We start from the raw sequence: 25,969 nt of genomic DNA on the forward strand, positions 1-25,969 counted from the left end.
GTCGCTACCAGCGGAAGCCGGCGGCGTACGACACGCTCGCCAGCACCTGCTGGCCGCTGGTGTTCGGGTGGAAGTAGTCCCAGCCGGAGAGCTGGCTGAGGGTGAACGGGTAGCCGAACACCGCGTTGCCGTCGAACAGGCAGTTGGTGCCGTACGCGGCGCAGGCCTGGGCCAGCTGGGTGTTGTAGTCGACCACCCGCTGCCGGACCCGGGCCCGCCGGTCGACGTCGGCCTGCGCGGTGGAGGTCGGGTTGGCCAACATGGACTGGCAGATGCCGAAGAGCGACCAGGCGGTGCGGGCGCTGCCGCTGGTCCGGCCGACGGACCAGAGCCGGTGGATGTCGGGGATGCTGATCACCAGCACCCGGGCCGTGGGCAGGCCGGCCTTGAGCCGGTTCAGTGCGGAGTCGATGTTCGCCCGGAACGTGCTCACCGGGGTCATGGTCGACTCCGAGCTGGTGCAGGCGTCGTTCGCGCCGATCAGCATGGTGACGTAGCCGACGCCCTGGCTGACCGCGGTGCCGGCCTGCCCGTACATGTCGGCCGACTTCGCCCCGGACCGGGCGTCGTTGTGGTTGCGGCCGCCGATCGCCGGGTTGACGGCGCGGATCCGCAGGTAGTGGCTGTTGACGGTGGCGTAGTCGCCGGTGCTGAACGAGCGCGAGGTGCAGTCGACGTACCAGCCGCAGGCGTTGAAGCCGCGGGTGATGGAGTCGCCGAGGCTCGCCATCGAGCTCGGCGGCGGGCCGGGGTCGGCCTGGGCGGGGGAGGGGGCGGCGGCGAGCAGGGTGACGGTGGCGGTGGCGCTGGCGAGGGCGGCCAGCGCGCGGCGGGCGAGGGACATGGTGGCCTCCGGATCACGGGTGCCGAAACTGCGCGGTGGCCAGATCGTATAGATGACGCTCTCTGTCCACAATGTTGCGCCGGTGTTACATCGGGGTGTCGGGTCAATACGGGCAAACGGGGTCTTGCCGAGGATCTTAAACATGTGAATACTTCACTCAGTCCGGCCGGTTGCCCCCGATCGGCCGGCATCGCCCTCGGGCCCGTCACCCCCGGCGCGGCCCCGTCACCCCCACCCGGGAGGTTGTTCCATGCGACCCACGAGGTCACTTCTCCGCCGCGCCGCCACCGTGGCCGCGGCCGGAGCCCTGGTCGCCGGCTCACTGCTCGGCGCACCCGCCCAGGCGGCACCCGCGGCTGCCACCCCCGACGCCGCGGCCGGCCTGGCTGAGCGACTCGGCGAGCGGTCCGCCGGCACGTACGCCGACGCCACCGGCAGAATGGTCGTCACCGTGACCGACGCGGCCGCGGCCCGTCAGGTCCGGGCGGCCGGCGCCACCCCGAAGCTGGTCACCCGCGGCGCGGCCGAGCTGGCCCGGGCCACCAGCGAGCTGGAGAGCAGCGCCAAGATCCCGGGCACCGCCTGGTGGACCGACCCGGCGACCAACCAGGTGGTGGTCTCCGTCGACAGCACGGTCACCGGCGCCAAGCTGGAGCGGGTCAAGGCGGCCGCCGCGCGGGCCAACGGCGCGGTCCGGATCGAGGCCGAGCCCGGCGTGCTGAGCACCCGGATCTCCGGCGGCCACGCCATCTACGCCGGCGGCGGCGGGCGCTGCTCGCTCGGCTTCAACGTGCGCAGCGGCAGCACCTACTACTTCCTGACCGCCGGGCACTGCACCAACATCTCGTCGAGCTGGTACGCCAACTCGTCGCAGACCACCTACCTCGGTCCGCGCGCCGGTACCAGCTTCCCGGGCAACGACTACGGCATCGTCCGGTACAGCAGCAGCATCTCGAAGCCGGGCAACGTCTACCTCTACAACGGCAGCTACCGGGACATCACCGGTGCCGGCAACGCCTACGTCGGCCAGTCCGTGCAGCGCTCCGGTAGCACCACCGGCCTGCGCAGCGGCTCGGTGACCGCCCTCAACGCCACGGTCAACTACGCCGAGGGCAGCGTCTACGGCCTGATCCGCACCACCGTCTGCGCCCAGCCGGGCGACAGCGGCGGCCCGCTCTTCGCCGGCAGCACCGCGCTGGGCCTGACCTCCGGCGGCAGCGGCAACTGCACCACCGGCGGCACCACCTACTTCCAGCCGGTCACCGAGGCGCTGAGCCGCTACGGCGTCAGCATCTACTGACCGGACGCACGCCAGCGGGCCGCCGGAACGATCCGGCGGCCCGCCCGCGTGTCCGGGCCGGGTAACGCGGGGTAGGAGCGCCCGGTGCCAGCCGGCGCCGGTGGACCCTGACAGAATGCGGGGAGCAGACGTGTACCGCAGATGAGGAGACGCAAGTCGTGATCCGTACCCATGACGCCGGCAGCCTGCGCGCGACGGACGCCGGCACCACGGTGACGCTCGCCGGGTGGGTGGCCCGCCGGCGCGACCACGGCGGCGTGATCTTCGTCGACCTGCGCGACGGCTCCGGCGTGGTCCAGGTGGTGTTCCGCGAGGAGGACGCGCACGCGCTGCGCAACGAGTTCTGCGTCCGGGTGACCGGTGAGGTGACCCGCCGCCCGGAGGGCAACGAGAACCCCGACCTGCCCACCGGCGAGGTCGAGGTGACCGCCGCCGAGCTGGAGGTGCTCTCCGAGGCGGCGCCGCTGCCGCTGCCGGTGGACGACCAGGTCGAGGCCGGCGACGACGTCCGGCTCCGCTACCGCTACCTGGACCTGCGCCGCAGCGGGCCGGCGAAGGCCATGCGGCTGCGCTCGCGGGCCAACCAGCTGGCCCGCGCGGTGCTGCACGAGCGGGACTTCCTGGAGATCGAGACCCCGACGCTGACCCGCTCGACGCCCGAGGGCGCCCGCGACTTCCTGGTGCCGGTGCGCCTGCAGCCCGGCAGCTGGTACGCGCTGCCGCAGTCGCCGCAGCTGTTCAAGCAGCTGCTGATGGTCGGCGGCATGGAGCGGTACTACCAGATCGCCCGCTGCTACCGGGACGAGGACTTCCGCGCCGACCGGCAGCCGGAGTTCACCCAGCTCGACATCGAGATGTCCTTCGTCACCGAGGACGACGTGATCGACCTCGGCGAGGCGATCGTCGCCGCGCTCTGGAAGGACCTGGCCGGGCACGAGATCTCCCGGCCGATCCCGCGGATCACCTGGCACGACGCGATGGCCCGGTACGGCTCGGACAAGCCGGACCTGCGCTATGGCGTCGAGCTGACCGAGCTGACCGACTACCTGCGCGGCACCGAGTTCCGGGTGTTCGCCGGTGCGATCGACGCGGGCGGCTACGTCGGCGCGGTGGTGATGCCCGGTGGGGCCGGCCAGAGCCGCAAGGAGCTGGACGGCTGGCAGGACTGGGCCAAGGCGCGCGGCGCGCGCGGCCTGGCGTACGTGGTGCTCGACGCGGAGACCGGCGAGGCCCGTGGCCCGGTGGCCAAGAACCTCTCCGAGGCGCACCTGGCCGGGCTGGCCGACGCGGTCGGCGCCAAGCCGGGCGACGCCATCTTCTTCGCCGCCAGCGCCAACATCCGGGAGGCGCAGGAACTGCTCGGCGCGGCCCGGATCGAGATCGCCAAGCGGGCCGGGCTGGTCGACGAGAGCGCTTGGGCGTTCTGCTGGGTGGTCGACGCGCCGATGTTCGAGCCGGCCTCCGACCAGGAGAACGGCGCGGCGGGCGGCTGGACGGCCGTGCACCACCCGTTCACCTCGCCGAACGCCGAGTGGGTGGACCGGTTCGAGGAGGCGCCGGACCGGGCGCTGGCGTACGCGTACGACATCGTCTGCAACGGCAACGAGATCGGCGGCGGCTCGATCCGTATCCACCGGGGCGACGTGCAGCGGCGGGTCTTCGACCTGCTCGGCATCACGCCCGAGGAGGCGCAGGACAAGTTCGGCTTCCTGCTGGAGGCGTTCAAGTACGGCCCGCCGCCGCACGGCGGCATCGCCTTCGGCTGGGACCGGGTCTGCATGCTGCTCGCCGGCGCGGACTCGATCCGCGAGGTGATCGCGTTCCCGAAGACCCGCGGCGGCTTCGACCCGCTGACCGGCGCGCCCACCCCGATCACCGCGCAGCAGCGCACCGAGGCCGGCATCGACGCCAAGCCCAAGCCGCAGGTCGCCCCGCACACCGGCACCGCCGGCCCCGCCGCCCCGGTAGCCGACCCCACCTGACCCACCCGGCCCCGACCCGGCCGGCCCCCGTGATCAAGGGGTTTGCGTCATGATCGGCAAGTCGACATGACGCGAACCTCTTGATCGTTTCGTGGGGGAGGGCGGGGGATGAGGCTGCTCGTGGTGGGGGGTAGTGGGTTTCTGGGTGGGGAGGTTTGTCGGCGGGCCGTGGGGGCCGGGTGGTCGGTGACGGGGACGTACCACTCGGGGGCGATCGGGGTGCCGGGGGTGGCGGCGCGGCGGCTGGACGTGACCGACCGGGCCGCGGTCCGTGCGCTGGTCGCCGAGGTGCGCCCGGACGCGGTCGTGAGCACCCCCTACCGGTACGGCGACTGGGCGGTCACCGCGGACGGCGCGGCGAACGTCGGGTACGCCGCGGCCGAGGCGGACGCCCGGCTGGTGCACATCTCCAGCGACGCGCTGCACGCCGGCCGCCCCGAGCCGTACGGCGACGACGAGCCGCCCAGCCCGGTGTTCCCGTACGGGGCGGCCAAGGCGGCGGCCGAGACCGCGGTCCGCGTCCTCGACCCGGGCGCGGCGCTGGTGCGTACCTCGCTGATCCTGGGCGAGGGGAGCAAGCAGATCCAGCTCTGCCATGACGCCCTCGCCGGCCGGGCGAGCCTGTTCACCGACGAACTCCGCTGCCCGATCGACGTCACCGATCTGGCCGCCGCCGTGCTGGAACTGGTCGGCACCGACTACGCCGGCCCGCTCAACGTGGCCGGCCCGGACGCGGTCAGCCGCGCGGAGCTGGGCCTGCTGGTCGCCGCGCGGGCCGGCATCGACCCGGCCGGCATGAAGACCACCACCGGCGCCGCCGCGGGCGTGCTCCGCCCGACCGACGTACGCCTCGACTCGTCCCGTGCCGCCGGACTGCTGCGCGCCCGGGTGCGCGGCGTCCGGGAACTCCTCGCAAGCTGACCTGACCCGCCGCGATCCCCGTTCACCCATGCACACTTTCTATGCACAACTCTTGTGCATAGAAAGTGTGCACAGATATTGTGCATGCATGAGCGACGAGAGAGCCGAGCCCCGCGCCGTCCGGCTGAACCATCAGCAGGTGCGCGTGCTGGCGCACCCGCTGCGGATGCGGCTGGTCGGCGCGCTGCGGGTGAAGGGGCCCGCCACCGCCACCACCCTCGCCGAACTGCTGCACACCAACACCGGCGCGACCAGCTACCACCTGCGCCAGCTCGCCCAGGTCGGCCTCGTCGTCGAGGCCCCCGACCTGGCCAGCGGGCGGCAGCGCTGGTGGCGGGCCGCGCACGACGTCACCAACTGGGAACCCACCGACTTCGACGACGACCCGGACGCCCGGGCCGCCATCGAGTGGATCCAGGGCGACCAGGTGCGGCACCTGGTGGAGCACGCCGAGCGCTGGTTCGCCAGCCAGCACGAGTGGTCACCCGCCTGGCGGGACGCCCTCGGCATGGGCGACATCTTCATGAGGATGTCGCCGGCCCGGCTGGAGCAGCTCAAGACCGAGGTGTGGGAGCTGCTGGAGCGCCACCGCGAGGAGAGCGACGCCGACGCCCCCGATGCCGAACAGGTTCAGGTCTTCATGGCCGCGTATCCGATGATCGAGGAGATGCGATGAGCGAGCGCAGCGAGCGAACCATCAGGCTCAGTGCGAAGGTGCCGCACGGCGGCGCGGAGCAAAGCGGAGCGGCGGCGTGAGCGCCCTGTCCGTACGCCAGGTCCGGCGCCGCTTCCTGCTGCTGCACGGGCTGCGCTGGCTGCCCACCGGCCTGATGATCCCGGTGATGATCCTGCTGATGCAGGAGCGCGGCCTGACGCTGTCCCAGATCGGCCTGGTGTCGGTCGCGCAGGGGCTGGTCGTGCTGGCCCTGGAGCTGCCCACCGGCGGGCTCGCCGACGCGCTCGGCCGCCGCCCGGTCCTGGTCACCGCCTGGCTGATCAACCTCGGCGCCCTCGCGCTCTTCGCGGTGGCCGACTCGTTCGCGCTCTTCTTCCTGGTCTGGGCGTTGCAGGGGGTCTTCCGGGCGCTGGACAGCGGCCCGCTGGAGTCCTGGTACGTCGACGCCACGCTGGCCGCCGATCCGGAGGCGACGTACGAGCCGGGCCTCGGCTACGCCGGCACTGTCATCGGCGTGGCCGTCAGCGCCGGCGCGCTGCTCGGCGGCGGCCTGGTCGCGCTCGGCCCGCTCGGGCCGGTCAGCGCGCTCACCGTGCCGGTGCTGGCCGCGATCGCGCTCCAGGCGGTGGCCCTGATCGCCCTGTTGGTGCTGCTGCGGGAGGTCCACCCGGCCAAGGGCGCCGGGGCACTGCGGGCGTCGGTCGTCGAGGCGCCGCGGATGGTGGGCCAGGCGGTCGGCCTGCTGCGCCGCTCCCGGGTACTGCTCGCGCTGGTGGCCGTCGAGCTGTTCTGGGGCTTCGGGATGGTCACCTTCGAGTCGCTGCTGCCGGTGCGCCTCGCCGAGGTGGTCGGCGACCCGGACCGGGCGGCGGCGCTGCTCGGGCCGGCCAACTCGGCGGCCTGGCTGGCCGGCGCGGCCGGCGCCGCGGTCACCCCGCTGCTGCTGCGCTGGCTGGGCGCCGCTCCGAGCGCCGCACTGCTGCGCATCGTCCAGGGCGCCACGGTGGTCGGGATGGGGCTCTTCGCCGGCCCGGTCGGGGTGCTGGTCGCCTACTTGGCCTGCTACACCGTGCACGGGGCGTCCAACCCGCTGCACATGGGGCTGCTGCACCGGCAGGTCGACGGTCCCTACCGGACCAGCGTGATCTCGCTGAACTCGATGATGGGTCAGCCCGGTTTCGCGGTCGGCGCGATCGTGCTCACCGCGCTGGCCGACATGGTGAGCGTCACCGCGGCCATGCTGGTCGGCGCGGTGGTGCTGGCCGTCGCCGCCCCGCTCTACCTGCCCGCCTGGCGCGCCGGCCGCACCGTCGCCACCCCGGACGTCTCCGACCGGGGCGGGGAGCCCGGCGCGGACGACACCCCGACCGACCGGCGACCGGAGGCCGCGGCCACAGCAGCGTCCACCCCGGCCCACCCCGGCTGACCGGTCGACCCGCTCGACCGGCGAACGATGAGCCCGCCGGCGGCGGCCTGCGGGGGCGAGCCGGGCGGATCAGGTGAGGCGGACCGAGCTGCGGGGGAGCGTGCTGGTGAAGCCGAGGCGACGGTAGAGGCGGACGGCGCCGACGTTGGCCGTGTAGACGCCGAGGGCCACGGTGTCGTGGCCGGCGAACAGGGCCCGGGTCATCCCGGCGGTGAGCGCCGCGCCCAGGCCCCGGCCGCGCCGGTCGGGCGCGACGGTCAGGCCGGCGAGGAAGCCGATGTCGCCCCGGCTGCGGTCCGCCCCGCAGGCGATCAGCCGGTCGCCGTCACGGATGCCGTACCAGTCGACCACCCGGGGGTCGCCGGGGCGCGAGGTGGTGGTGGGGAAGGCGCGGTCGATCAGTTCGGCGAGCGCCGGGTGGTCGGCCTCGGTGAGCCGGACCACCCGCTCCTCGCCCGGCTGGGGTGGTGGCGGGGTGGCGGTCCAGTGGAAGTCCCACTCGTCGTGCCGGTCGACGGAGAGCCGCCCGGCCAGCGCCGCGGGGGCGAGCCGGGGCAGGTGCAGCCACTGGCCCGGTGCGAGCGCCCCGGCGGCGGCCAGCCCGGCGGCCACCTCGACCGCCGCCGCGGCGGCGCCGAGCGCGCCGCCGGCGGGCCCGTTTTCGACGGGGAGCAGCCAGATCAGGGCGCCGTCGCGCTGCCAGCCGCGCGGCCGCCCGCCGTGCCAGAGCGCGTGCCGGGCGTACGGGTGGTGACCGGCGGCCGCCAGGATGGCGTCCCGCCCCTCCAGGACCTGGTCGGCGATGATCATGTGGTCAGCGTAGAGCCCCGGCGGCGGTCGCCGCGGCGGGTCCGGCGCACCGGTGACCAGGCCGGTCCACGGTGGAGATTGGCGCGCGGACCGATTGGGTACATCCCGCGCGACCTACTGGGACCCCCTACCGGAGGAACGACATGCTCGCCATTCTCGCGGCCATCGTTTTCGGCTTCGCCCTGCTGCTGGACCTGCTGAACACCAACTTCGGCGCGCCGGACCTGTTCAACTGGAACACCCTCGTGCTCATCGGTTTGCTGCTGCTCTCGCTCTACCTGGCGGGGGTGGGCAGCGGCCCGGGCGGCGGCGGCCGGGGCCGCTGGTACCGCGGTCGGCGCCCGGGGCGGGGCTGACCGGAAGCGATCACCCGGGCCGGGCCCGCGGCGCGATTCCGGCGTCGCGGATCCGGCCCGGTACTGTTCTCGTGATGGAGTCCGACGCCCTCTTCTCCCTCGGTGAACCCGCCGGAGCGCCCAGCGCCCCCGCGGGTTCCGCCGGTGTGGACGGCTTCACCGCGGTGGCGGCGGATTCGCCCCTGCCCGTCCGGATGCGTCCGGCGAGCCTGGACGAGCTGGTCGGGCAGGACCACCTGCTCGCCCCGGGGGCCCCGCTGCGGCAGCTGGTCTCCGGCGGCGCGCCGATGTCGGTCATCCTGTGGGGCCCGCCGGGCAGTGGCAAGACCACGATCGCGCACCTGGTGGCCCGGGCCACCGACCGCCGGTTCGTCGCCATGTCGGCGCTCTCCGCCGGCGTCAAGGACGTCCGGGCGGTGATCGACACGGCCCGCCGCCAGCGCCGGTCGGGCGGGCCGCAGACCGTGCTCTTCATCGACGAGGTGCACCGGTTCAGCAAGACCCAGCAGGACTCGCTGCTCGCCGCGGTCGAGGACCGCACCGTCACGCTGCTCGCCGCGACCACCGAGAACCCGTACTTCTCGGTCATCTCGCCGCTGCTGTCCCGGTGCGTGCTGCTCACCCTCCAGCCGCTGGACGACGCGGCGGTGCGTGGTCTGCTGCGCCGCGCGGTCGCCGACCAGCGCGGTCTGGCCGGGGCGCTGACCCTGGCGGCCGAGGCCGAGGACCACCTGGTCCGGCTCGCCGGCGGCGACGTCCGCAAGGCGCTCACCGCGCTGGAGGCGGCCGCCGCCTCCGCCACCGCGCTCGGCACCGGCCGGATCGACCTGGCGACCGCCGAGCAGGCGGTCGACGTGGCGGCGGTCCGCTACGACCGGGCCGGCGACGCCCACTACGACGTGACCAGTGCGTTCATCAAGAGCATGCGCGGCTCGGACGTGGACGCGGCGCTGCACTGGCTGGCCCGGATGCTGGTGGCCGGGGAGGACGCCCGGTTCATCGCCCGTCGCCTGGTCATCTTCGCCAGCGAGGACGTGGGCATGGCCGACCCGGGCGCGTTGGGCGTGGCCACCGCCGCGGCGCACGCCGTGGAGTACGTCGGCCTGCCCGAGGCGCAGCTCAACCTCGCCCAGGCGGTGATCCACCTGGCCACCGCGCCGAAGTCGAACTCGGCCACCACCGCGATCGGGGCGGCGATCGCCGACGTGCGGGCCGGTCGGGGCGGGCCGGTGCCGCGCGGGCTGCGCGACGCCCACTACGCCGGCGCCAAGGGGCTCGGTCACGGCACCGGCTACCGCTACCCGCACGACGACCAGCGCGGCGTGGTCACCCAGCAGTACGTGCCGGACGACCTCGTCGGCACCGACTACTACCAGCCCAGCCAGCACGGCGCCGAGCGGGCGGTGGCCACCCGGCTGCCCCTGCTGCGGCGGATCGTCCGGGGCCTGCCGGCACCGGCGGCCCCGGCGGAGGCCCGGCCGGAGGGCGCGGCGACCGAGCAGAGCACGCGACCGGTGGCGCCGGTCGGGGGGGACGCGTCGGGCAACGGCCGTCGGTCGACGGGCCCGGGCGCCGGCGCGGCACAGGTTGGCGGCAGCAACGCCGCCGGGGAGGGTCAGCAGTGAGATCGCGTGGTTCGGAGCGACCGGAGGACGGCCCGGACGAGCGGCGCGATTCCCGCGCCAAGGGCCGCCGCTGGGGCCGGGGCAAGGCGGAGGCCGAGCCGGAGGAGCCGATCAGCGGCGAGGAGTTCGGCTGGATCGACGACCTGCGTACGGCCAAGCAGCAGCGCACCGAGCTGGGTCCCGGCGGCGGAGCGCCGGAGCCGGCCCTGCCCGCGCGCCCCGGCGCCCCGGTGCCACCCGGTCCGGACGCCCCGCGCGGTCCGGTCGGCGGTCCTCCCGCGACGCCGCCGCACCGTCGCGGTGAGGCGGAGCCGCCCCGTTCCCGTCCGGTCGACGGTCCCTGGCCCGGCGCGGCCGAGCCGCCCCGGCCGGCGGGTCGGCCCGCCGACCGGCCGCACCCCGGCAACCCGGCGGTGCCCGGCGCCGCCGTTCCGCCCGGCGCCGCCGTTCCGCCCGGCCGGCAGGGCCCACTGCCGGCCGCCGGCTGGCCGCTACCCGGCGCCGAGCGGCGCCCCCGACCCGTCTCCGGTGGACCGACCGGGCCGGTCTCCGGTGGACCGACCGGGCCGGTCTCCGGTGGACCGACCGGGCCGGTCTCCGGCGCGCCGGTCGGGCCGCCGCGCCAGCCGGCCGGTCGGGGCCAGGTCCCGGTCGATCCGGCCCGTCCGCCGGCCGCCGGTGGCCCGGACGTCGGTCGCCGGCCCGCCCCGGGTGCGCCGGACCCCGGCGTGGCCGCGCCGCGTCGCGGCGGGCTGGCCGGGCCACCGCAGGTGGGGGAGCCGACGGAACCCGGCCGTCCGGGCGGCGCGCCCGCCGGCCGCGCCGGAGTGCCGGTGCCCGGCGGCGGCCCGTCGCCCGCGGCCGGCGGCCCGCGCCCCGGTCCGGCCGAGCGCGAGCCGCGGGCCGGGCGGTCCCGGCGCGGCCCGGCCGAGCCCGGCCTGCCCGCCGATCCGATCGGCCGGCCACCGGACGGCCCGGCCGCCGGTGGCCCGGACGTCGACCCGGCGCCCGTCCGCGGTCGCGGTGCCGCCCCCCGCCCGGCGCCCGGTGGCGGTCGCCGCCGGGCCGCCGACGAGCCGCCGGCACCCCGCACCGGAGGCACCGCGTCGGTGCCGCCGACGGGCAACCCCCCACCGGTGCCGCTGACCGGCAACGCCCCGCCGGTACCCGGTGCCGAGCCGACGCCGCCTCCCAGCCAGGCCGGCTCGCGCGGCCGGCGGCCCCTGCCCGGCTCGCCGGCCGCCGATCGCCGCGCGGCCGTGGACGCGCTGACGGAGGCCGGTCCGCCGGTGCGCGGGCGGCGCGCGGCGCCCGAGCCGCCGGTGGCCGGTCCGCGGACGGCCGACGGCCCCGCGGCCCGCGGCCGGCGGTCCGCCCCGGAGGATCCGGCCGCGGGCAGCGCCAGCTCGCCGGAGGTGGAACCGCACCCGCAGCGTGGTCCGGGCTCGTCGGGCGGCCCCGCCGCCCGCGGCGGCCGCCCGGAACGGCCGGCCGACTGGCTCCGGCAGGCCGGCCGCGCCCATCACACCGACCCGGCGCTGCCGACCATCGACCGCCCGGCGAACCCGACCTCCGGGCCGCCGGCCGGCGGACGCCGTACCGTCGACCCGGCCCGCCGGGACCGGGCGGCCGGTGCCGCCGCCGGGCCACCGCCCGCGGGCGGCCGGCGGGCCGGTCACGCCGCCGCCCCGGACCTGCCGCCCGGCGCCCACTCCGCCGCCACGCCACCCACGGCGCCGGCCGGCGGTCGGCACGGCGCGCCCGACGAACCCGGTCGGGCGCCGAGCGGCCGGGCGCGCCCCGAGCAGGGCCGCCCCGAGGCCACCCCGCCCGGCGGCATCCGCCGGGGCGCCACCCCGCCCGGCGTCGCTCGTCCGTCCGGCCCCGGCCCTCAGCCCGGCCCCACTGCGCCCGGGGTGGCGCGTCCGTCCGGCCCCGGCCCTCAGCCCGGCCCTACTGCGCCGGGGGTGGCGCGTCCGTCCGGCCCCGGCCCGCAGCCCGGCCCCACTGCGCCGGGGGTGGCGCGTCCGTCCGGCCCCGGCCCGCAGCCCGGCCCCACCCCGCCGGGGGTGGCGCGTCCGTCCGGCCCGCAGCCCGGCGTGGCCCGGGCCGGCGTAACGCCGCCCAGCGTGGCCCGTCCGGGCGCTGCCCCGGGCCGCCCGGCCGGCGGGGACGGCCGGGGGCGGCCGGAATCCCCGGACGTGCCGCGGCCCGTTCCGCCCGGCACGACCGGCCCGGGGCCCCGACCCGGCCCGGAGGACCGGTCGCTCGGCCGGGCCGTGCCGCCGCACCGGGAGCCCGGTCGGCCGGAGCCCTCCGGTGTCCCGCCGGTGCCGCCCGAACCGGCGGTGGCCCGCGCCGCCGCGGTTGTGCCGCCGCCGGAGCCGCCCGCCCACCGGCCGGAGCCCGAGCCGGTCAGCGGGGCGCCGCTGCGCCGCGCCGCCGACCCGGATCCGATGGTGCAGGACGCTCCGGCCGCCGGCGGGCTGCGCGGCGCCCGGTCCGAACTGCGCCGGCAGATGCGCGAGCGGCGCCGGCTCCGGATGGCCGTGCTCGCCCTGGTCAGCGTGGTGCTGCTCGGCGCCGTCCCGCTCTTCTTCGGCATCCGTACGCTCAGCCGCGACCCGGTGTTCGACACCCTCGACCAGTTGGACGTGCCGAGCTGGGCGGCGGTGAAGACGGTCGACGACGTCAGCGGCAGCCGCTGGTGCCTGCTGGACTGCCGGCTGCGCGAACGCACGGTCACCTCGGAGGGGTCGCCGGAGGACACCGCCCGGGCCTACGAAGCGGCGCTGGCCGCCGACGGCTGGCGCCAGTGGAAGGTGGCCCGCTGCCCCGAGGAGCCGGCGAAGGGCAGCTACACCTGCTGGCGCCGGGACGAGCTGACCCTGGACCTGTGGGTGCGCGAGCCGGCCTGCACGCCGCCGCCGGTCGACGGCGAGCCGGCCGTGGTGCCGTCGCCGAGCCCGTCGGCCGCAGCAGAGGGGTGCACCGGATCGTTGGTGTCGGTGAAGGTCCGCAACGCGATCGACGACGAACGGACCCGACCACAGCCGAGCACCGACCCGTCGCTCACCGGTGAGGATCCGTTCCCGACCCTCACCGAGGACCCGCTGGGCGAAGTGACACCCTCACCGTCCTGAGCCGGTTTCCATCACGGACGGTAGGGTCTGGGGCTGGCGGGCCCGCCAGCTCCCGCCGGCCCGTCCTGGGTCGCCGAGCGCCGGCATGGGTAAGGGTCGTGCGGTTCGCGGACGTCCGGTCCGCGGAACCCCCTGGTTGAGGAGGACAGGCGTGGACTTTGGAGAGGTCGCGGCGCTGATCGCGGCGATCGCGTTCGCGATGCTGGTGTTGATCCTGACGCTGCCCATCCTGCGGCTGCGGCACACCGTGGACGCCACCACCCGGATGATCAACGACCTCAACGACCGCACCGCGCCGCTGCTCGGTGACGTCAACGCCACGGTGAAGAACGTGAACACCGCGCTGGAGCAGGTGCAGACCTCGCTGGACGGGGTGAACCTGCAACTGGCCAAGGTCGACACCATGACCAGCCACGCCCAGAACATCACCGCCAACGTGGCGAACCTGGCCGCCGTCGTCTCCGCCGCCGCCGCCAACCCGTTGGTCAAGGTGGCGGCCTTCGGCTACGGCGTCCGCAAGGCCGCGGCCGCCCGCCGGCACGCCGAGACCGAGCGCGAGGTGCGCGACACCATCAAGCAGCAGCGCCGGGCCGCCAAGCGCGGTAACCGCTGACCGCGCGGTGACCAGGAGGTTGAGAGCATGAGGCGGTTGTTCTGGCTGGGCATCGGCCTGGCCGTCGGCGTGGTGGTGGTCCGCAAGGCGACCCGCACCGCCCAGGCGTACACGCCGGCCGGGATCGCCGGCTCGTTGTCGCAATCGGCTGGCGGGCTGGTCGATTCGCTGCGTAGCTTCGTGGAGGACGTCCGGACCGGGATGGCCGAACGCGAGCAGGAGATCCACGAGGCGTTCGCCCACGGCGAGGCCTTCGACGACCAGTTCGCCGACCTGCGGGAGGACCCGCGCATCGGCGACCGAGAGATCTTTCCGGAGGAACACCAGCGATGAAGACGGCGGAGATCAAGCGGCGGTACCTCGCCCACTTCGAGGCGAACGGTCACACCGTGGTGCCGTCCGCTCCGCTGCCCGCCATCAGCGACCCGAACCTGCTGTTCGTCAACGCCGGCATGGTGCAGTTCGTCCCCTATTTCCTGGGCCAGCAGACCCCGTCCTACCGACGGGCGGTGAGCGTCCAGAAGTGCATCCGCACCCCGGACATCGACGAGGTCGGCAAGACCAGCCGGCACGGCACGTTCTTCCAGATGAACGGCAACTTCTCCTTCGGTGACTACTTCAAGGACGGGGCGATCCCGTTCGCCTGGGACCTGGTCACGAAGTCGCAGGAGCAGGGCGGCTTCGGCCTCGACCCGGAGCGGATCTGGCCGACGGTCTACCTCGACGACGACGAGGCGTACGACATCTGGCGCTCGGTCGGCGTGCCGGCCGAGCGGATCGTACGCCGCGGCAAGGCGGACAACTTCTGGTCGATGGGTATCCCGGGCCCGTGCGGCCCGTGCTCGGAGCTGTTCTACGACCGCGGCCCGGAGTACGGCCGTGAGGGTGGCCCGGCGGTCGACGAGGACCGCTACATGGAGTTCTGGAACCTCGTCTTCATGCAGTACGAGCGGGGCCCGGGCACCGGCAAGGAGGACTACCCGATCCTCGGCGAACTGCCGGCGAAGAACATCGACACCGGCATGGGCCTGGAGCGGATGGCGTCGATCCTGCAGGGGGTCGACAACCTCTACGAGATCGACGAGGTCCGGCCGATCCTGGACAAGGCCGCCGAGCTGACCGGGAAGCGGTACGGCGCGCACTCCGGCCACGTGGCCAGCGAGTCGCACCCGGACGACGTGCGGCTGCGGGTGGTCGCCGACCACGTGCGCACCGCGCTGATGCTGATCGGCGACGGGGTGACCCCGAGCAACGAGGGGCGTGGCTACGTGCTGCGCCGGATCATGCGCCGGGCGATCCGCGCGGTGCGGCTGCTGGGCTGGCAGGACCGGGCGCTGCCCGAGCTGCTGCCGGTGGCCCGGGACTGCATGTCCCCGTCCTACCCCGAGCTGGCCACCGAGTTCGACCGGATCGCCGACTACGCGTACGCGGAGGAGGAGGCGTTCCTGTCCACCCTGCGCGCGGGCACCACGATCCTGGACACCGCGATCGCGGAGACCCGGACCGCGGGCGGGAAGAGCCTCTCCGGCGAGAAGGCGTTCCAGCTGCACGACACGTACGGCTTCCCGATCGACCTGACCCTGGAGATCGCGGCCGAGCAGGGGCTCCAGGTCGACGCCGAGGGCTTCCGTCGGCTGATGGCCGACCAGCGGGCCCGGGCGAAGGCCGACGCGCAGGCGCGCAAGACCGGGCACGCCGACGTGTCGGCGTACCGCGGGGTGCTCGACGCCGGCGGTCCGGTGCGGTTCACCGGCTACAGCGAGGTGTCCCGGGAGTCCACCGTCCGGGCGGTGCTCGGCGCGGCCGGGCCGGTCAGCGCGGCGGTCGAGGGCGACACCATCGAGCTGGTGCTCGACGCCACCCCGTTCTACGCCGAGGGCGGTGGGCAGCAGCCCGACCACGGCATGATCACGGTGGGCGACGGCCAGGTCGAGGTCCTCGACGTGCAGCAGCCGGTGCCCGGGCTGATCGTGCACCGGGCCCGGGTGGTCCGGGGCGAGGTGCGGCCCGGCCAGACCGGCTTCGCCGAGATCGACACCAGCCGGCGGCGGGCCATCTCCCGCTCGCACACCGCCACCCACCTGGTGCACCAGACCATGCGCAACTTCCTCGGCGAGTCCGCCACCCAGGCCGGTTCGCTGAACGCGCCCGGTCGGCTGCGGTTCGACTTCAACACCCCGACCGGGGTGGCGCCGAGCGTGCTGCGCGACGTCGAGCAGCAGGTCAACGAGGTGCTCCTGGCCGACCTGGAGGTGCACGCCTTCATCACCTCGCTGGAGGAGGCGCGCCGGATCGGGGCGATGGCGCTGTTCGGCGAGAAGTACGGCGAGGAGGTGCGGGTCGTCGAGGTCGGCGACTACGCCCGCGAGCTGTGCGGCGGCACCCACGTGGCCCGCTCCGGCCAGCTCGGCCTGGTGAAGATCCTCTCCGAGTCGTCGATCGGCTCCGGGGTGCGCCGGGTCGAGGCGTTGGTCGGCATGGACGCGTTCAACTTCCTGGCCCGCGAGCACCTGCTGGTCGCCCGGCTCGCCGAGCTGTACCGGGTGCCCAGCGACCAGGTCGCCGACCGGGTCGAGCAGACCGTCACCCAGCTGCGCGACGCCGAGAAGGAGCTGGAGAAGCTCCGCGCCCAGCTGGTGCTCGGCGGTGCGGCGGCGCTCGCCGCGCAGGCCAAGGACGTGCGCGGGATCGCGTTCGTCGGCACCGAGGCGCCGGAGGGCGCGGCCGGCAACGATGTGCGGACCCTGGCCCAGGAGATCCGCGGCAAGATCGACCCGGCCCGGCCGGCGGTGGTCGCGGTGGCCGCTCGCGCGGGTGGCAAGGCCTCCCTGGTGGTGGCGGTCAACCCGGCCGCGCGGAGCCGGGGGATCGGCGCCGCCGACCTGGTCAAGGCGGCCCTGTCCGGGCGCGGCGGGGGCAGTCCCGACCTCGCCCAGGGTGGTGGCCTGCCGGCGGCGGAGGCGTCGAACCTGCTGCTCACGGTCGAGAAGGCGATCGCCGAGGCGTGAAGATGGGCGAGCAGGCCCGACCAGGGCGGACCGTGCCGGTCCGCCCTGGTTCGCTTTCCGGGGACGGTGACCGTCGGTGACTGACGTGTCGCGTGGTGTCCGGCTCGGTGTGGACGTCGGGCAGGTGCGGGTCGGGGTCGCCCGCTCCGACCCGCACGGCGTGCTGGCCACCCCGCTGGTCACCCTCGCCCGCGACCTCACCGCGGCGCCCGACGCGGTGCCGAGCGACATCGCCGAGCTCGCCGCGCTGGTCAGCGAGCACGAGGCGGTGGAGGTGGTGGTCGGCCTTCCGGTCAACCTCGCCGGCAAGCACGGTCCGGCCGCCGTCCACGCGAAGGCGTACGCTGACCGCTTGGCCGATGTAATAGCGCCTGTTCCGGTAGCGCTCACCGACGAGAGGATGTCCACGGTCGTGGCATCTCGTAGGCTTGCCGAGCGTGGCGTCCGGGGGAAACGGCAACGGGCGGTGGTCGACCAGGCCGCCGCGGTGGAGATTCTGCAGAGCTGGCTGGATGCGCAGCGGAGGCGGACGTAATGATTGAGGATCTGGACCTCGGGTTCGACGACCAGGAGCGGGGGGAGAAGGGCCGGCACCGGCGCGGTTTCGTCAAGAAGCGGAACAAGCGGTCCGGCGGCCGGGGCAAGACCGTCCTGGCCCTGCTGCTCGCCCTGGTGCTGCTCGGCGGCATCGGCGGTGGCGCCGTCTACGGCTTCGACCGGATCCAGAACTACTTCGTCACGCCCGACTACGACGGCACCGGCACCGGTGAGGTGACGGTCGAGATCAAGCAGGGCGCGCTGATCGCCGACATGGCCGACGCGCTGCACGCCGCCGGCGTGGTGAAGAGCCCCAAGGCGTTCATCGAGGCGGCGGCGGACAACTCGCGCAGCAAGAACATCCAGCCGGGGCTGTACAAGCTGCGTAAGCAGATGAGTGGGGAGAGTGCGGTCGCCGCCATGCTCGACCTGAAGAACCGGATCGTCAACGGGCTCACCATTCCCGAGGGCCGCACCGCCAAGAACGTCTACAAGCTGCTCTCCGAGAAGACCAAGATCCCGGTGAAGGAGTTCGAGACGGCGGCGAAGGACCCGATCGCGCTCGGCGTGCCGGACTGGTGGTTCAAGCGCACCGACGGCAAGAAGGTCAAGCCGTCGGTCGAGGGCTTCCTCTTCCCGGACACCTACGAGATCCCGCCGAAGGCCACCGCGGAGAGCATCCTCAAGCTGATGGTGGAGAACTTCCTCACCGTCACCGGGCAGATGGAGTTCGCCGACCGGGTGCAGAAGGAGCGCGGCGGGATCAGCCCGTACGAGGCGCTGATCGTCGCGTCGCTGGCCCAGGCGGAGGCGGGTAACAAGGACGACCTGGGCAAGGTTGCCAGGGTGGCCTACAACCGGGTGTTCGGCGAGTTCGACTGCAACTGCCTGGAGATGGACGTCACGGTCAACTATTACCTGGAGCTGACCGGCCAGGAGACCAAGACGTCCAAGGAGATGACCGCCGCCGACCTGGACAACCCGAAAAACCCGTACAACCGCAAGCTCAAGGGTCTGGTGCCGACGCCGATCAACAACCCGGGCAAGCAGGCCCTGGAGGGTGCGATGGACCCGCCGGCGGGCAAGTGGCTCTTCTTCGTGGCGATCGACGACAAGGGCCACTCCGCCTTCGCCGAGACGTACGCGGAGCACGAGCGCAACATGGCCAAGGCCCGGGAGGCCGGGATCATCTGATGGCGCAGCGACGGGCGGCGGTGCTCGGCAAGCCGATCGCGCACTCGCTCTCCCCGGTGATCCACAACGCCGGCTACGCGGCGGCCGGGCTGACCGGGTGGTCGTACGACCGGATCGAGTGCGCCGCCGCGGAGCTGCCGGACCTGGTCGCCGGCCTGGGCCCGGAGTGGGCCGGGTTGTCGGTGACCATGCCGGGCAAGGAGGCGGCGCTCGCGGTGGCCGTGGCCGCCTCGCCGGTCGCCGCCGCCGTGGGCGCGGCCAACACGCTGGTCCGCCGCCCGGACGGCTCGTGGTACGCGGACAACACCGACGTCGGCGGCATGGTGGAGGTGCTCGCCGGAGCCGGTGTGCGCGCGGGCGCCACGGTGACGGTGCTCGGCGCGGGTGGCACCGCCCGCGCGGCGCTCGCCGCGGCGGCCCGCCTGGCTGCCCGCGAGGTGACCGTGGTGGCCCGCCGGGCGGCGGCGGTCGAGGAGTTGCGCCCGGTGGCCCAGGCGGTGGGCGTCCCGCTGACCGGCGCGGCCTGGGCCGACGCCGCCGACCGCTGCCGCGCCGACGTGGTGGTCTCGACCGTGCCGAAGGGGGCTGCCGACCCGCTCGCCGGCGCGGTGGCCTGGCGGGCCGGCACCGTGCTCTTCGACGCGCTCTACGACCCGTGGCCGACGCCGCTGGCCGCCGCGGCGGGCGCGGCCGGCTGCCGGATCGTCTCCGGGCTCGACCTGCTGCTGGCCCAGGCGATCGGCCAGTTCGAGCAGTTCACCGGCGTCCCGGCGCCCCGCGACGCGATGGCCGCCGCGCTCGCAGCAGCAACATCGGCGGGTGCCGGATAGATGGTCGCCACCGAGGACATCGAAGACGTCCCGGTGGCGATTCCCACCGTGCCGCCGCCCGTCTTGCCCGATCAGTACGCGCAGCTGGGGGAGTTCATGATGCGAATCTTGTCGACCACCTCGCCGCGGATGTGGGCATTCCCGCGATCCGGGGGTAGGCAGTAGGGCGACCCGTTGGTGTAGTGCAGGAGAGCGCCATCGTCGTTCCGGGAGTTCCAGACCGCGTACGAGCCCCGCCCCGTTCGATGATCATAGGCTGGCGCCGATCGACCTAACTGATCCCTCTGTGTTGGGTCAATGACGTTCGGCAACGGACTGAGGGTGCTGTTGCGATATGCGGTCATCCCTTAGCTGTCGGGTAAGTCGCGCTTAGAGTGATGAGCCGCAGGCTGACCGGTGCGGCCACGCCGTCCTGGCGGAACTAGATTCTGTCTCGCGGATCTTGGGTCCCGCTTCGTTGAGCGGGTATGGCTCGCCGAGATCCGAGCGACGCCGAGTTGGCTGTGCCGGAGCTGTTGCTGCCCGGCGCAACCTGCTGGACCGGCGCCTGCGGGTGGTTGCACCGGCTCGGCGAGCCCAGCTGGCCCGCCCATCATGGCTCCTCGCCCACGACGTCCTCGCCCGACACCGGGTCGACGAGATACACCTGCTCCCCGGCCCGCGGGTCGCGGGCGTGCAGCACGTGGAAGAGCGGGGACGTCGGGCCGCCGAAATCCACCACGGTGGCTCCGGCGCCCAGTACCGCGCGCTCCCACCGCGGCGGCGCGGTGAAGTCGATGCGGGTGACCACGCCGGGCGTCACCCACACCGGTATGCCCCGCAGCAGGCCAGACATCTGCAAATGGAAGTGACCGCACAGGATCGCCTGGACGTCGGTGCCCTGTACCGCATCGGCCAGATCATCGGCGTTTCGCAGGCCCACGGTGTCCATGATCGGGGAGGTGGGCACGGCGATCGGCGGGTGGTGCAGCACGAGCACCGTGCCCGCCGCAGCGGGTTCGGCCAGCACGTCACGCAGCCAGGCCAGCTGGGCCGGGTCGACATGCCCGTGCACCTGGCCGGGCACGAGACTGTCCAGTGTGATCACACGCAGCCCAGCAACGCTGCTGAGGGCGGCACGTTCGCCGGACGCGCCCGCCATGGTCGCGCCGACGTCGGTGCCGTCGGCGGCCAGGTGCCCGGAGCCAAGAGTGGCCGCGAACGCCTCACGGGTGTCGTGGTTGCCCGTGCAGTAGACATGCGGGATGCCCCGCTCCGCGCAGAACCGGCCCACCTGCTCGCGCACGCCCGCGCAGCCTTCGGCGGAGCCGTCGTCGGCGATGTCGCCGCTCACGACGACCAGATCCACTTCCGGCACGAAGCGCGCGTCGTACAGGATGCGCGCCAGCGCTGCGGAGGCATCGACGTCAGGGCTGTTCAGGTGGGTGTCGGACAGGTGCAGGATCCGGTGGTGGACGGTCACGGGCGCGTCTCCTCGTCTCATCGACAAGGGCACCCAGGCGGTCGACGCCCCGACCTTCACTCCCCGGTGGTCGCCCACCCGCGCCAGTCGTGTGTGCACAACCTACGCCCGACGATGATCGCGCGACAATCGCATTGCCTGGATCGGCTGCTCCTCCTCGCCTGGGAGTCCCGGATCTTCTCCGCCGGCGCCGTGCTGACCTGGCGGGATGTCTACAGTGGCCGGCACGACGCGACGATCGACGCGATCGCCGGCCGGATCCGGGCCACCGGGGTGCCGGTCTTCCTCGGCTTCGACCACGAGCCGGAGGACGAACCGGCCAAGGGGAGCGACGCGGACTTCGTCCGGGCCTGGCGGCACGTGCACGACCGGTTCGCGGCGGCCGGCGCGGACAACGCGTTCTGGGTGTGGACGATGATGGGCTGGTCCGGCCACCGTCACCGCTACGCCGGCCTCTACCCAGGCGACCGCTACGTCGACTGGGTGGCCTACGACCCGTACAACTTCCACGTCTGCAACGGCAGCACGGTGTGGAAGAGCCCGAGCACCACGGTCGGAAGCTTCTACCGCTGGCTGGACGAGCACGGCATCGGCGCCGGCAAGCCGCGGATGCTCGCCGAGTTCGGCACCAACTTCGACACCGCCGACCCGGCGGCCAAGCGGCGCTGGTTCGAGGAGTTCCCGGCGGCGCTCAAGGCGCACCCGAAGATCAAGGCGGCGGTCTACTTCAACTCGGCGGGGATGACGACCCGGTCGAGCAGTTGTGACATGACGATGAACCACGACGCCGCGGCGCTGGCCGGGTTCGCCCGGGCCGGGCAGGACGCCTACCTGCGGCAGGCGACCGGAGGCGCTCGCTGACCCTGGGTGTCGAGGTGATGACGTAAGGTGGCACTGAGGTTCTCCGCATTCCGGCCGCGCTCGTGCTGCGTCACCTTGGCGACACGATGGCCAACCAATCGGCGGATATCGCCCACTGTGTTCGTGGGGTCACGCTACGTGGGTTGTCATCCACCTTGGAGGCGTCGCGTGCCCACACTCCCGCTCCGCCGGCGTTCCGTCGGTGTCCGCGCCCGGGCCGGGATGGTCGCGCTGGCCGTCGTCGCCGCCGTGCTGGCCGCGCCTGCCGCCGCGTCCGCCACCGTGGTGCCGGCGCCCGCGCCGGCGACCCTGGTCTCGACCAATCCCGCCGACCTCACCCCCCACGCCCGCGACGGCGAGACCCGCGCCTTCGCGCAGGTCGGCTCGATGGTCTACGTCGGCGGCAGCTTCACCCAGATCCGGCGGACCGCCGGCGCGGCGTGGACCACCCAGCGCTACCTCTTCGCGTACGACCGGAGCACCGGGGCGATCTCGACCAGCTTCCTGCCCATGCTCGACGGCGCGGTCAACGCGCTGGTCGCCGGGCCGGGCGGCACGCTGGTCGTCGGCGGCGCCTTCAAGACGGTCAACGGCGTGAGCCGCCGCAACCTGGTGGCGCTCAACCCGAGCACCGGGGCGATCGTGGGCGGCTGGGAGGGGCGCTCCGACGGCGGCACGGTGCGCGACCTCGCGCTGCGCGGCAACTGGCTCTACGTCGCGGGCGCGTTCAACTGGCTCAACGGCACCGCGCACGCCGGGCTCGGCCGGCTCGACGCCACCACCGGCGCGATCGACCCGACCTTCACCGTCGACGCCACCGTCGGCCGGCACGGCACCGCGTCGTACGTGTGGACCATCGACGTCACCCCGGACGGTGGGACCCTCGCCGTCGGCGGCAACTTCACCCTGGTCGACGGCCTGCCCCGCAACCAACTGGCCCTGGTGGGCCTCGCCGGCACCCCGAGCGTGCTGGACTGGAGCACCGACAAGTTCGCACCGCCGTGCGCGGCGCCGGCCACGTTCGTGCACTACGTGCAGGACGTCCGGTTCGGCGCCGACGGCGGCTGGTTCGTGGTCGGCACGAACGGCGGCGCCGGCTGGCCGGCCGCGTACTGTGACGCGCTGGTCCGCTTCGAGACCGCCGCCCGGGGCGGCGGCCAGCTGGCCACCTGGGTCGACTTCACCGGCAACGACACCATCACCTCGGTGGAGGTGGCGGACGGCGTGATCTACCTGGGCGGGCACTTCCGCTGGCTGAACAACCCGAACGCCAGCGACCGGGCCGGCGACGGCGCGATCGACCGGCTGGGCGTCGCCGCGGTCAGCCCGGCCACCGGCCTGCCGCTGAACTGGAACCCGCGGCGCAGCGGCGGCGCGTCGATGCCCCCCGGCACCAGCACCTGGGGCTCGGCGGTCCCGGTGCTCTGGCGGGGCAGCGACGGGCTCTACTTCGGGCAGAACTCGGACGCGATGGGCGAGGAGTACCACGGCCGGCTGGGCATGTTCCCGCTCGCCGGCGGGCGCGCCGTCACGCCGAAGAACCCGCCGACCGCGACCACCGGCAACCTCTACCTCGGCACCGGCGCCGGCGTGCTGGCCCGGGTGCCGTTCGACGGCACCTCGGTCGGCGCCCCGGCCACGGTGCGCCAACCGAACTACACCGCCGCCGGCGCGACCTGGCGGGTGGCCGACCGGATCTACTGGTCGCACGCGGTGGCCGGAACCCCCACCGGCAGCCGCATCGACGTCTCGATGTTCACCGGTGGCGCCATCGGCGTGCCGTGGGAGGCGTCCGGCTACAACGACTGGTTCACCCCGGCGGCGATGACCGGAGCGTTCTTCCTCGACGGCCGGCTCTACTACACCCGGGCCGGCGCCGACGCGCTCTACTACCGGTACTTCGAGATCGACGGCAACTACCTGGGCGCCACCGAGTTCAACCTGCCCACCACCGGGGTGACCTGGTCGGCGGTGCGGGGGATGGCCTGGGTCGGCGGCCGGATCGTCTACGGCGCCACCGACGGGACGCTGCGCGGCGTCCCGTTCGACCCGGCGGCCGCGCCGGTGGTCGACGGTACGGCGGCGACCGTGATCGCCACGCCGTCGCCGGGGCCGACCTGGTCGACCCCGTCGATGTTCTTCTCCGTGCAGTAGTGGCTACGGTTCGTGACGGAAAATCGGTAGATTGTGCGCGTCGGGCCGGTGGATCCACTGTGACCGGTCCCGGCGAGGGGAGGAGGGCCGGTGGTCGGCGCGAGCGGCATCCGCCGGGGGCTCCTGGTGCGGACGGTCTTCGGGGTCAAGCGCGGCTGGTACCGGCTGCGCTATCCGGGGCTGACCCTCGGGCGGGGCGTGGAGATCCGCGGCCGGATCCGGCTGCGCCGGGGGGTGCGGGTCAGCATCGGCGACCGCACCCGGCTGAACAAACTGGTCCGGTTCGCCGGCCCCGGCGAGGTCCGGGTCGGCGTCGACTGCCTGCTCAACGCGACCTGGATCGGCGCCTGGAGTTCGGTCACCATCGGCGACCGGTGCCTGCTGTCGAACTGCGAACTGCTGGACAGCGACTTCCACAACCTGTCCCCGGAGCTGCGGCACGACCCGCCGACCCCGGCCACCCGCGCCCCGATCGTGGTCGAGGAGAACGTCTGGATCGGCTCGCGCGCGCTGGTGCTCAAGGGCGTACGGATCGGCCGGGACAGCGTGGTGGGCGCGGCGACGGTGGTCCGTGCGGACGTGCCGCCGCGGATGGTGGTGGTCGGCAACCCCCAACAGATGGTGAAGAAGTTCGATGGCTGACGCTTCCGGCGGTCCCTGGTCCGGCGACGCCGCGGGCGGCCCGCCGCCCGCCCGCGCGGTCACCCTGACCGACCTGCTCCGCGTGCCGCTGCACCGGTTCCGGCTGGTGGCCGTGGTGGCCGCGGTCGGCCTGCTGGCCACCGCGGGGTACCTGCTCCTGGTCCCGGCCGCGGTGACCGCCAACGCGGTGGTGGCGGTCCGGCCGGTTGTCACCGACGCCTTCACCCCCAGCGGTGCCGCCGCCGACCGGGCGGTCAACATGAACGTGGAGAGCGGCATCGCCACCGGCACCGAGGTGGTTCAGCGGCTGGCCGACGCCGGCGGCCGGGACCCGCGCGAGGTGCGCGACGCGCTGGAGGTGGAGGTGCCCACCGGCGGGCAGATCCTGCGCTTCGGCTACCGCGCGTCCGATCCCCGGCAGGCGGTGGAGAGCGCCAACCTCGCCGCCCGGACCTACCTCGACGTGCGTCGCGCCATGTACGAGAAGCAGCGCGCGGAGATGCTGCGCTCGTACGACGACAGCATCGCCCGGGTCGCCGCCCAGCAGAGCGCCCTGCAGAAGCGGATCGGCGGCGCCCGGGACGGCGCGGTCGACGCCGCGGTGGCCGAACTGGCCGGGATCAACAACCAGCTCACCCAGCTCAACTCGGCGCGTACCGAGATCGCGGCGGTGGACGTCAACCCCGGCTGGGTCACCCGGACCGCCGACCGGACGCTGGTCTCGGCGACCGGGCACGGGCCCCTCCACCTGCTCGCCGGGCTGCTCGGCGGCCTGCTCGCCGGGGTGGTGCTGACGTACGTCCGGGAGTCGGCGGACCGCCGGGTCCGGTCGGTGGCCGAGGTGCGGGACGCCACCGGACTGCCGCTGCTCGGCACCGTCCGGCGCCGCCACCCGCGCGCCGGGCGGGCGGTCGACGCTGACGTGCGGTACGTGGCGATGGCCGTCGCCGAGCGGGTGCGCCAGCCCGCCCGGGTCGCGCTGCTGACACCCCGGGAGGACGCCACTGCGCTCACCGCCGGCCTGGCGGTGGCACTGGCCGCCGGGGGGCGGGAGGTCTTCGTGGCGGACGATCACGGCCGCGCCGAGCGGTTGCGCGGCGCCGTGCTGGCCGACCGGGGACGGCTGCCGGTCGGCGTCGACCCGACCCGCCCGGTGGTACCCCGGCCCCGCCCCGGCGGCTCGGCGAGCGGCGGAGACAACCCGCCGGCCCCGGCGCGGCGGCCGTCGCCACACCCGGCCGGCGCGCGCCCGTCCACCGAGACCGACGCCACGCTGACCCTGCCCCGGTTGGCGGCCAGCACCGGCAACGGCCGGGCCCCGGACGCCGACGCGGTGCCGGTGGGCGCCGGCAGCGTGCGGTTCGGCACCTGGCGGCAGTGCGCCGGCCACGGGCTGGTGCTGTACAACGCGCCACCCGCCGAGTCCGACGAGCGGGGGGTCGCGGTGGCCCGGCAGGGCACCGCCGTGGTGGTGGTCGAGCGGGACCGCACCCGCCAGAGCGACCTGCGCCGGCTCGCGGAACGGCTGCGCGCCGCCGGGGTCACCCCGCTGGGGTTCGTGCTGACCCGCAACGGCCGGGGCTGA

The 25,969-nt window shown here is 74.4% G+C and carries 21 protein-coding genes and 1 riboswitch; of the genes, 18 read left to right on the top strand and 3 right to left on the bottom strand.

All coding sequences use genetic code 11. The annotated features are described in order from the left end of the window. Positions 1-4: 4 nt before the first annotated feature. Complete coding sequence (locus FHX32_RS31795) at positions 5-844, bottom strand: SGNH/GDSL hydrolase family protein (RefSeq protein WP_167191506.1); 840 nt, start codon at positions 842-844, stop codon at positions 5-7. 250 nt (positions 845-1,094) lie between these two features. Here FHX32_RS31795 and FHX32_RS31800 point away from each other — a divergent pair, with 250 nt between their 5' ends. From FHX32_RS31800 to FHX32_RS31820, 5 genes are all read left to right on the top strand, one after another. Next, positions 1,095-2,144 carry an alpha-lytic protease prodomain-containing protein gene (locus FHX32_RS31800; RefSeq protein ID WP_167191508.1) on the top strand — a complete coding sequence of 350 codons (1,050 nt, stop codon included), beginning with the start codon at positions 1,095-1,097 and terminating at the stop codon, positions 2,142-2,144. A gap of 158 nt (positions 2,145-2,302) precedes the next feature. Continuing rightward, positions 2,303-4,126: an aspartate--tRNA ligase gene (aspS, locus tag FHX32_RS31805; RefSeq protein ID WP_167191510.1), complete on the top strand. Its 1,824-nt coding sequence runs from the start codon at positions 2,303-2,305 to the stop codon at positions 4,124-4,126. Positions 4,127-4,234: 108 nt separating this feature from the next. Continuing rightward, complete coding sequence (locus FHX32_RS31810; protein ID WP_167191512.1) at positions 4,235-5,047, top strand: sugar nucleotide-binding protein; 813 nt, start codon at positions 4,235-4,237, stop codon at positions 5,045-5,047. An 88-nt stretch (positions 5,048-5,135) separates the two neighbouring features. Further along, complete coding sequence (locus FHX32_RS31815) at positions 5,136-5,723, top strand: winged helix-turn-helix domain-containing protein (protein ID WP_167191514.1); 588 nt, start codon at positions 5,136-5,138, stop codon at positions 5,721-5,723. A gap of 76 nt (positions 5,724-5,799) precedes the next feature. Further along, entirely contained in the window at positions 5,800-7,149 is a 1,350-nt protein-coding gene (locus FHX32_RS31820) for an MFS transporter (RefSeq protein WP_167191516.1), read from the top strand. 69 nt (positions 7,150-7,218) lie between these two features. Here FHX32_RS31820 and FHX32_RS31825 read toward each other — a convergent pair whose 3' ends face one another. Beyond that, a complete protein-coding gene (locus tag FHX32_RS31825; RefSeq protein WP_167191518.1) occupies positions 7,219-7,959 on the bottom strand; it encodes a GNAT family N-acetyltransferase in 741 nt (246 codons plus the stop codon). Between the two features lie 143 nt (positions 7,960-8,102). Here FHX32_RS31825 and FHX32_RS31830 point away from each other — a divergent pair, with 143 nt between their 5' ends. The 9 genes from FHX32_RS31830 (at position 8,103) to FHX32_RS31870 (ending at position 19,265) form a co-directional block, all read left to right on the top strand. Beyond that, on the top strand, positions 8,103-8,315 hold the full coding sequence (locus tag FHX32_RS31830) for a hypothetical protein (RefSeq protein WP_167191520.1): 213 nt from the start codon (positions 8,103-8,105) through the stop codon (positions 8,313-8,315). Positions 8,316-8,389: 74 nt separating this feature from the next. After that, the gene (locus FHX32_RS31835) at positions 8,390-9,940 is read left to right on the top strand and encodes a replication-associated recombination protein A (protein WP_167191522.1); all 1,551 of its coding nucleotides are present in this window, start codon (positions 8,390-8,392) and stop codon (positions 9,938-9,940) included. A 2,456-nt stretch (positions 9,941-12,396) separates the two neighbouring features. Next, positions 12,397-13,083, top strand: coding sequence for a hypothetical protein (locus FHX32_RS31840; RefSeq protein ID WP_167192193.1), 687 nt, complete (start codon positions 12,397-12,399; stop codon positions 13,081-13,083). A gap of 151 nt (positions 13,084-13,234) precedes the next feature. Beyond that, positions 13,235-13,696, top strand: coding sequence for a DUF948 domain-containing protein (locus FHX32_RS31845; protein WP_088994830.1), 462 nt, complete (start codon positions 13,235-13,237; stop codon positions 13,694-13,696). A gap of 27 nt (positions 13,697-13,723) precedes the next feature. Continuing rightward, positions 13,724-14,029 (top strand): hypothetical protein, encoded by a 306-nt coding sequence (locus FHX32_RS31850; RefSeq protein WP_167191524.1) that lies wholly within the window; start codon positions 13,724-13,726, stop codon positions 14,027-14,029. After that, the gene (alaS, locus tag FHX32_RS31855; protein ID WP_167191526.1) at positions 14,026-16,704 is read left to right on the top strand and encodes an alanine--tRNA ligase; all 2,679 of its coding nucleotides are present in this window, start codon (positions 14,026-14,028) and stop codon (positions 16,702-16,704) included. The genes FHX32_RS31850 and alaS overlap by 4 nt, the downstream gene beginning before the upstream one ends. Before the next feature lie 76 nt (positions 16,705-16,780). Then, complete coding sequence (gene ruvX, locus FHX32_RS31860; protein WP_167191528.1) at positions 16,781-17,239, top strand: Holliday junction resolvase RuvX; 459 nt, start codon at positions 16,781-16,783, stop codon at positions 17,237-17,239. Then, positions 17,239-18,435 carry an endolytic transglycosylase MltG gene (mltG, locus tag FHX32_RS31865; RefSeq protein WP_167191530.1) on the top strand — a complete coding sequence of 399 codons (1,197 nt, stop codon included), beginning with the start codon at positions 17,239-17,241 and terminating at the stop codon, positions 18,433-18,435. Before ruvX ends, mltG begins: the two co-directional genes overlap by 1 nt. Beyond that, positions 18,435-19,265 carry a shikimate dehydrogenase gene (locus FHX32_RS31870; protein ID WP_208419628.1) on the top strand — a complete coding sequence of 277 codons (831 nt, stop codon included), beginning with the start codon at positions 18,435-18,437 and terminating at the stop codon, positions 19,263-19,265. The genes mltG and FHX32_RS31870 overlap by 1 nt, the downstream gene beginning before the upstream one ends. Before the next feature lie 592 nt (positions 19,266-19,857). Here FHX32_RS31870 and FHX32_RS31875 read toward each other — a convergent pair. Next, positions 19,858-20,727, bottom strand: a complete 870-nt coding sequence (locus FHX32_RS31875; protein WP_208419629.1) for a metallophosphoesterase — start codon at positions 20,725-20,727, stop codon at positions 19,858-19,860. Positions 20,728-20,751: 24 nt separating this feature from the next. Further along, a riboswitch (ZMP/ZTP riboswitch) is annotated at positions 20,752-20,828 on the bottom strand. 13 nt (positions 20,829-20,841) lie between these two features. On the opposite strand from FHX32_RS31875, the gene FHX32_RS31880 reads away from it, so the two are divergent. The 4 genes from FHX32_RS31880 to FHX32_RS31895 all read left to right on the top strand — a co-directional run bounded on the left by FHX32_RS31880 (position 20,842) and on the right by FHX32_RS31895 (position 25,969). Further along, positions 20,842-21,588, top strand: a complete 747-nt coding sequence (locus FHX32_RS31880; RefSeq protein WP_486481441.1) for a glycoside hydrolase family 26 protein — start codon at positions 20,842-20,844, stop codon at positions 21,586-21,588. Positions 21,589-21,810: 222 nt separating this feature from the next. Beyond that, on the top strand, positions 21,811-23,742 hold the full coding sequence (locus FHX32_RS31885) for a hypothetical protein (RefSeq protein ID WP_167192199.1): 1,932 nt from the start codon (positions 21,811-21,813) through the stop codon (positions 23,740-23,742). A gap of 90 nt (positions 23,743-23,832) precedes the next feature. Then, on the top strand, positions 23,833-24,384 hold the full coding sequence (locus FHX32_RS31890) for an acyltransferase (protein ID WP_167191532.1): 552 nt from the start codon (positions 23,833-23,835) through the stop codon (positions 24,382-24,384). Further along, entirely contained in the window at positions 24,377-25,969 is a 1,593-nt protein-coding gene (locus tag FHX32_RS31895) for a CpsD/CapB family tyrosine-protein kinase (RefSeq protein WP_167191534.1), read from the top strand. Before FHX32_RS31890 ends, FHX32_RS31895 begins: the two co-directional genes overlap by 8 nt.

Source organism: Micromonospora sp. CNZ280, from assembly GCF_011759515.1.

Bases quoted from the DNA above. Each gene is read 5' to 3' on its own strand.
- FHX32_RS31795 (WP_167191506.1), bottom strand. From the start codon at position 844: ATGTCCCTCGCCCGCCGCGCGCTGGCCGCCCTCGCCAGCGCCACCGCC.
- FHX32_RS31800 (WP_167191508.1), top strand. From the start codon at position 1,095: ATGCGACCCACGAGGTCACTTCTCCGCCGCGCCGCCACCGTGGCCGCG.
- FHX32_RS31810 (WP_167191512.1), top strand. From the start codon at position 4,235: ATGAGGCTGCTCGTGGTGGGGGGTAGTGGGTTTCTGGGTGGGGAGGTT.
- FHX32_RS31815 (WP_167191514.1), top strand. From the start codon at position 5,136: ATGAGCGACGAGAGAGCCGAGCCCCGCGCCGTCCGGCTGAACCATCAG.
- FHX32_RS31825 (WP_167191518.1), bottom strand. From the start codon at position 7,959: ATGATCATCGCCGACCAGGTCCTGGAGGGGCGGGACGCCATCCTGGCG.
- FHX32_RS31830 (WP_167191520.1), top strand. From the start codon at position 8,103: ATGCTCGCCATTCTCGCGGCCATCGTTTTCGGCTTCGCCCTGCTGCTG.
- FHX32_RS31835 (WP_167191522.1), top strand. From the start codon at position 8,390: ATGGAGTCCGACGCCCTCTTCTCCCTCGGTGAACCCGCCGGAGCGCCC.
- FHX32_RS31840 (WP_167192193.1), top strand. From the start codon at position 12,397: ATGGTGCAGGACGCTCCGGCCGCCGGCGGGCTGCGCGGCGCCCGGTCC.
- FHX32_RS31850 (WP_167191524.1), top strand. From the start codon at position 13,724: ATGAGGCGGTTGTTCTGGCTGGGCATCGGCCTGGCCGTCGGCGTGGTG.
- alaS (WP_167191526.1), top strand. From the start codon at position 14,026: ATGAAGACGGCGGAGATCAAGCGGCGGTACCTCGCCCACTTCGAGGCG.
- mltG (WP_167191530.1), top strand. From the start codon at position 17,239: ATGATTGAGGATCTGGACCTCGGGTTCGACGACCAGGAGCGGGGGGAG.
- FHX32_RS31870 (WP_208419628.1), top strand. From the start codon at position 18,435: ATGGCGCAGCGACGGGCGGCGGTGCTCGGCAAGCCGATCGCGCACTCG.
- FHX32_RS31880 (WP_486481441.1), top strand. From the start codon at position 20,842: ATGATCGCGCGACAATCGCATTGCCTGGATCGGCTGCTCCTCCTCGCC.
- FHX32_RS31885 (WP_167192199.1), top strand. From the start codon at position 21,811: ATGGTCGCGCTGGCCGTCGTCGCCGCCGTGCTGGCCGCGCCTGCCGCC.
- FHX32_RS31895 (WP_167191534.1), top strand. From the start codon at position 24,377: ATGGCTGACGCTTCCGGCGGTCCCTGGTCCGGCGACGCCGCGGGCGGC.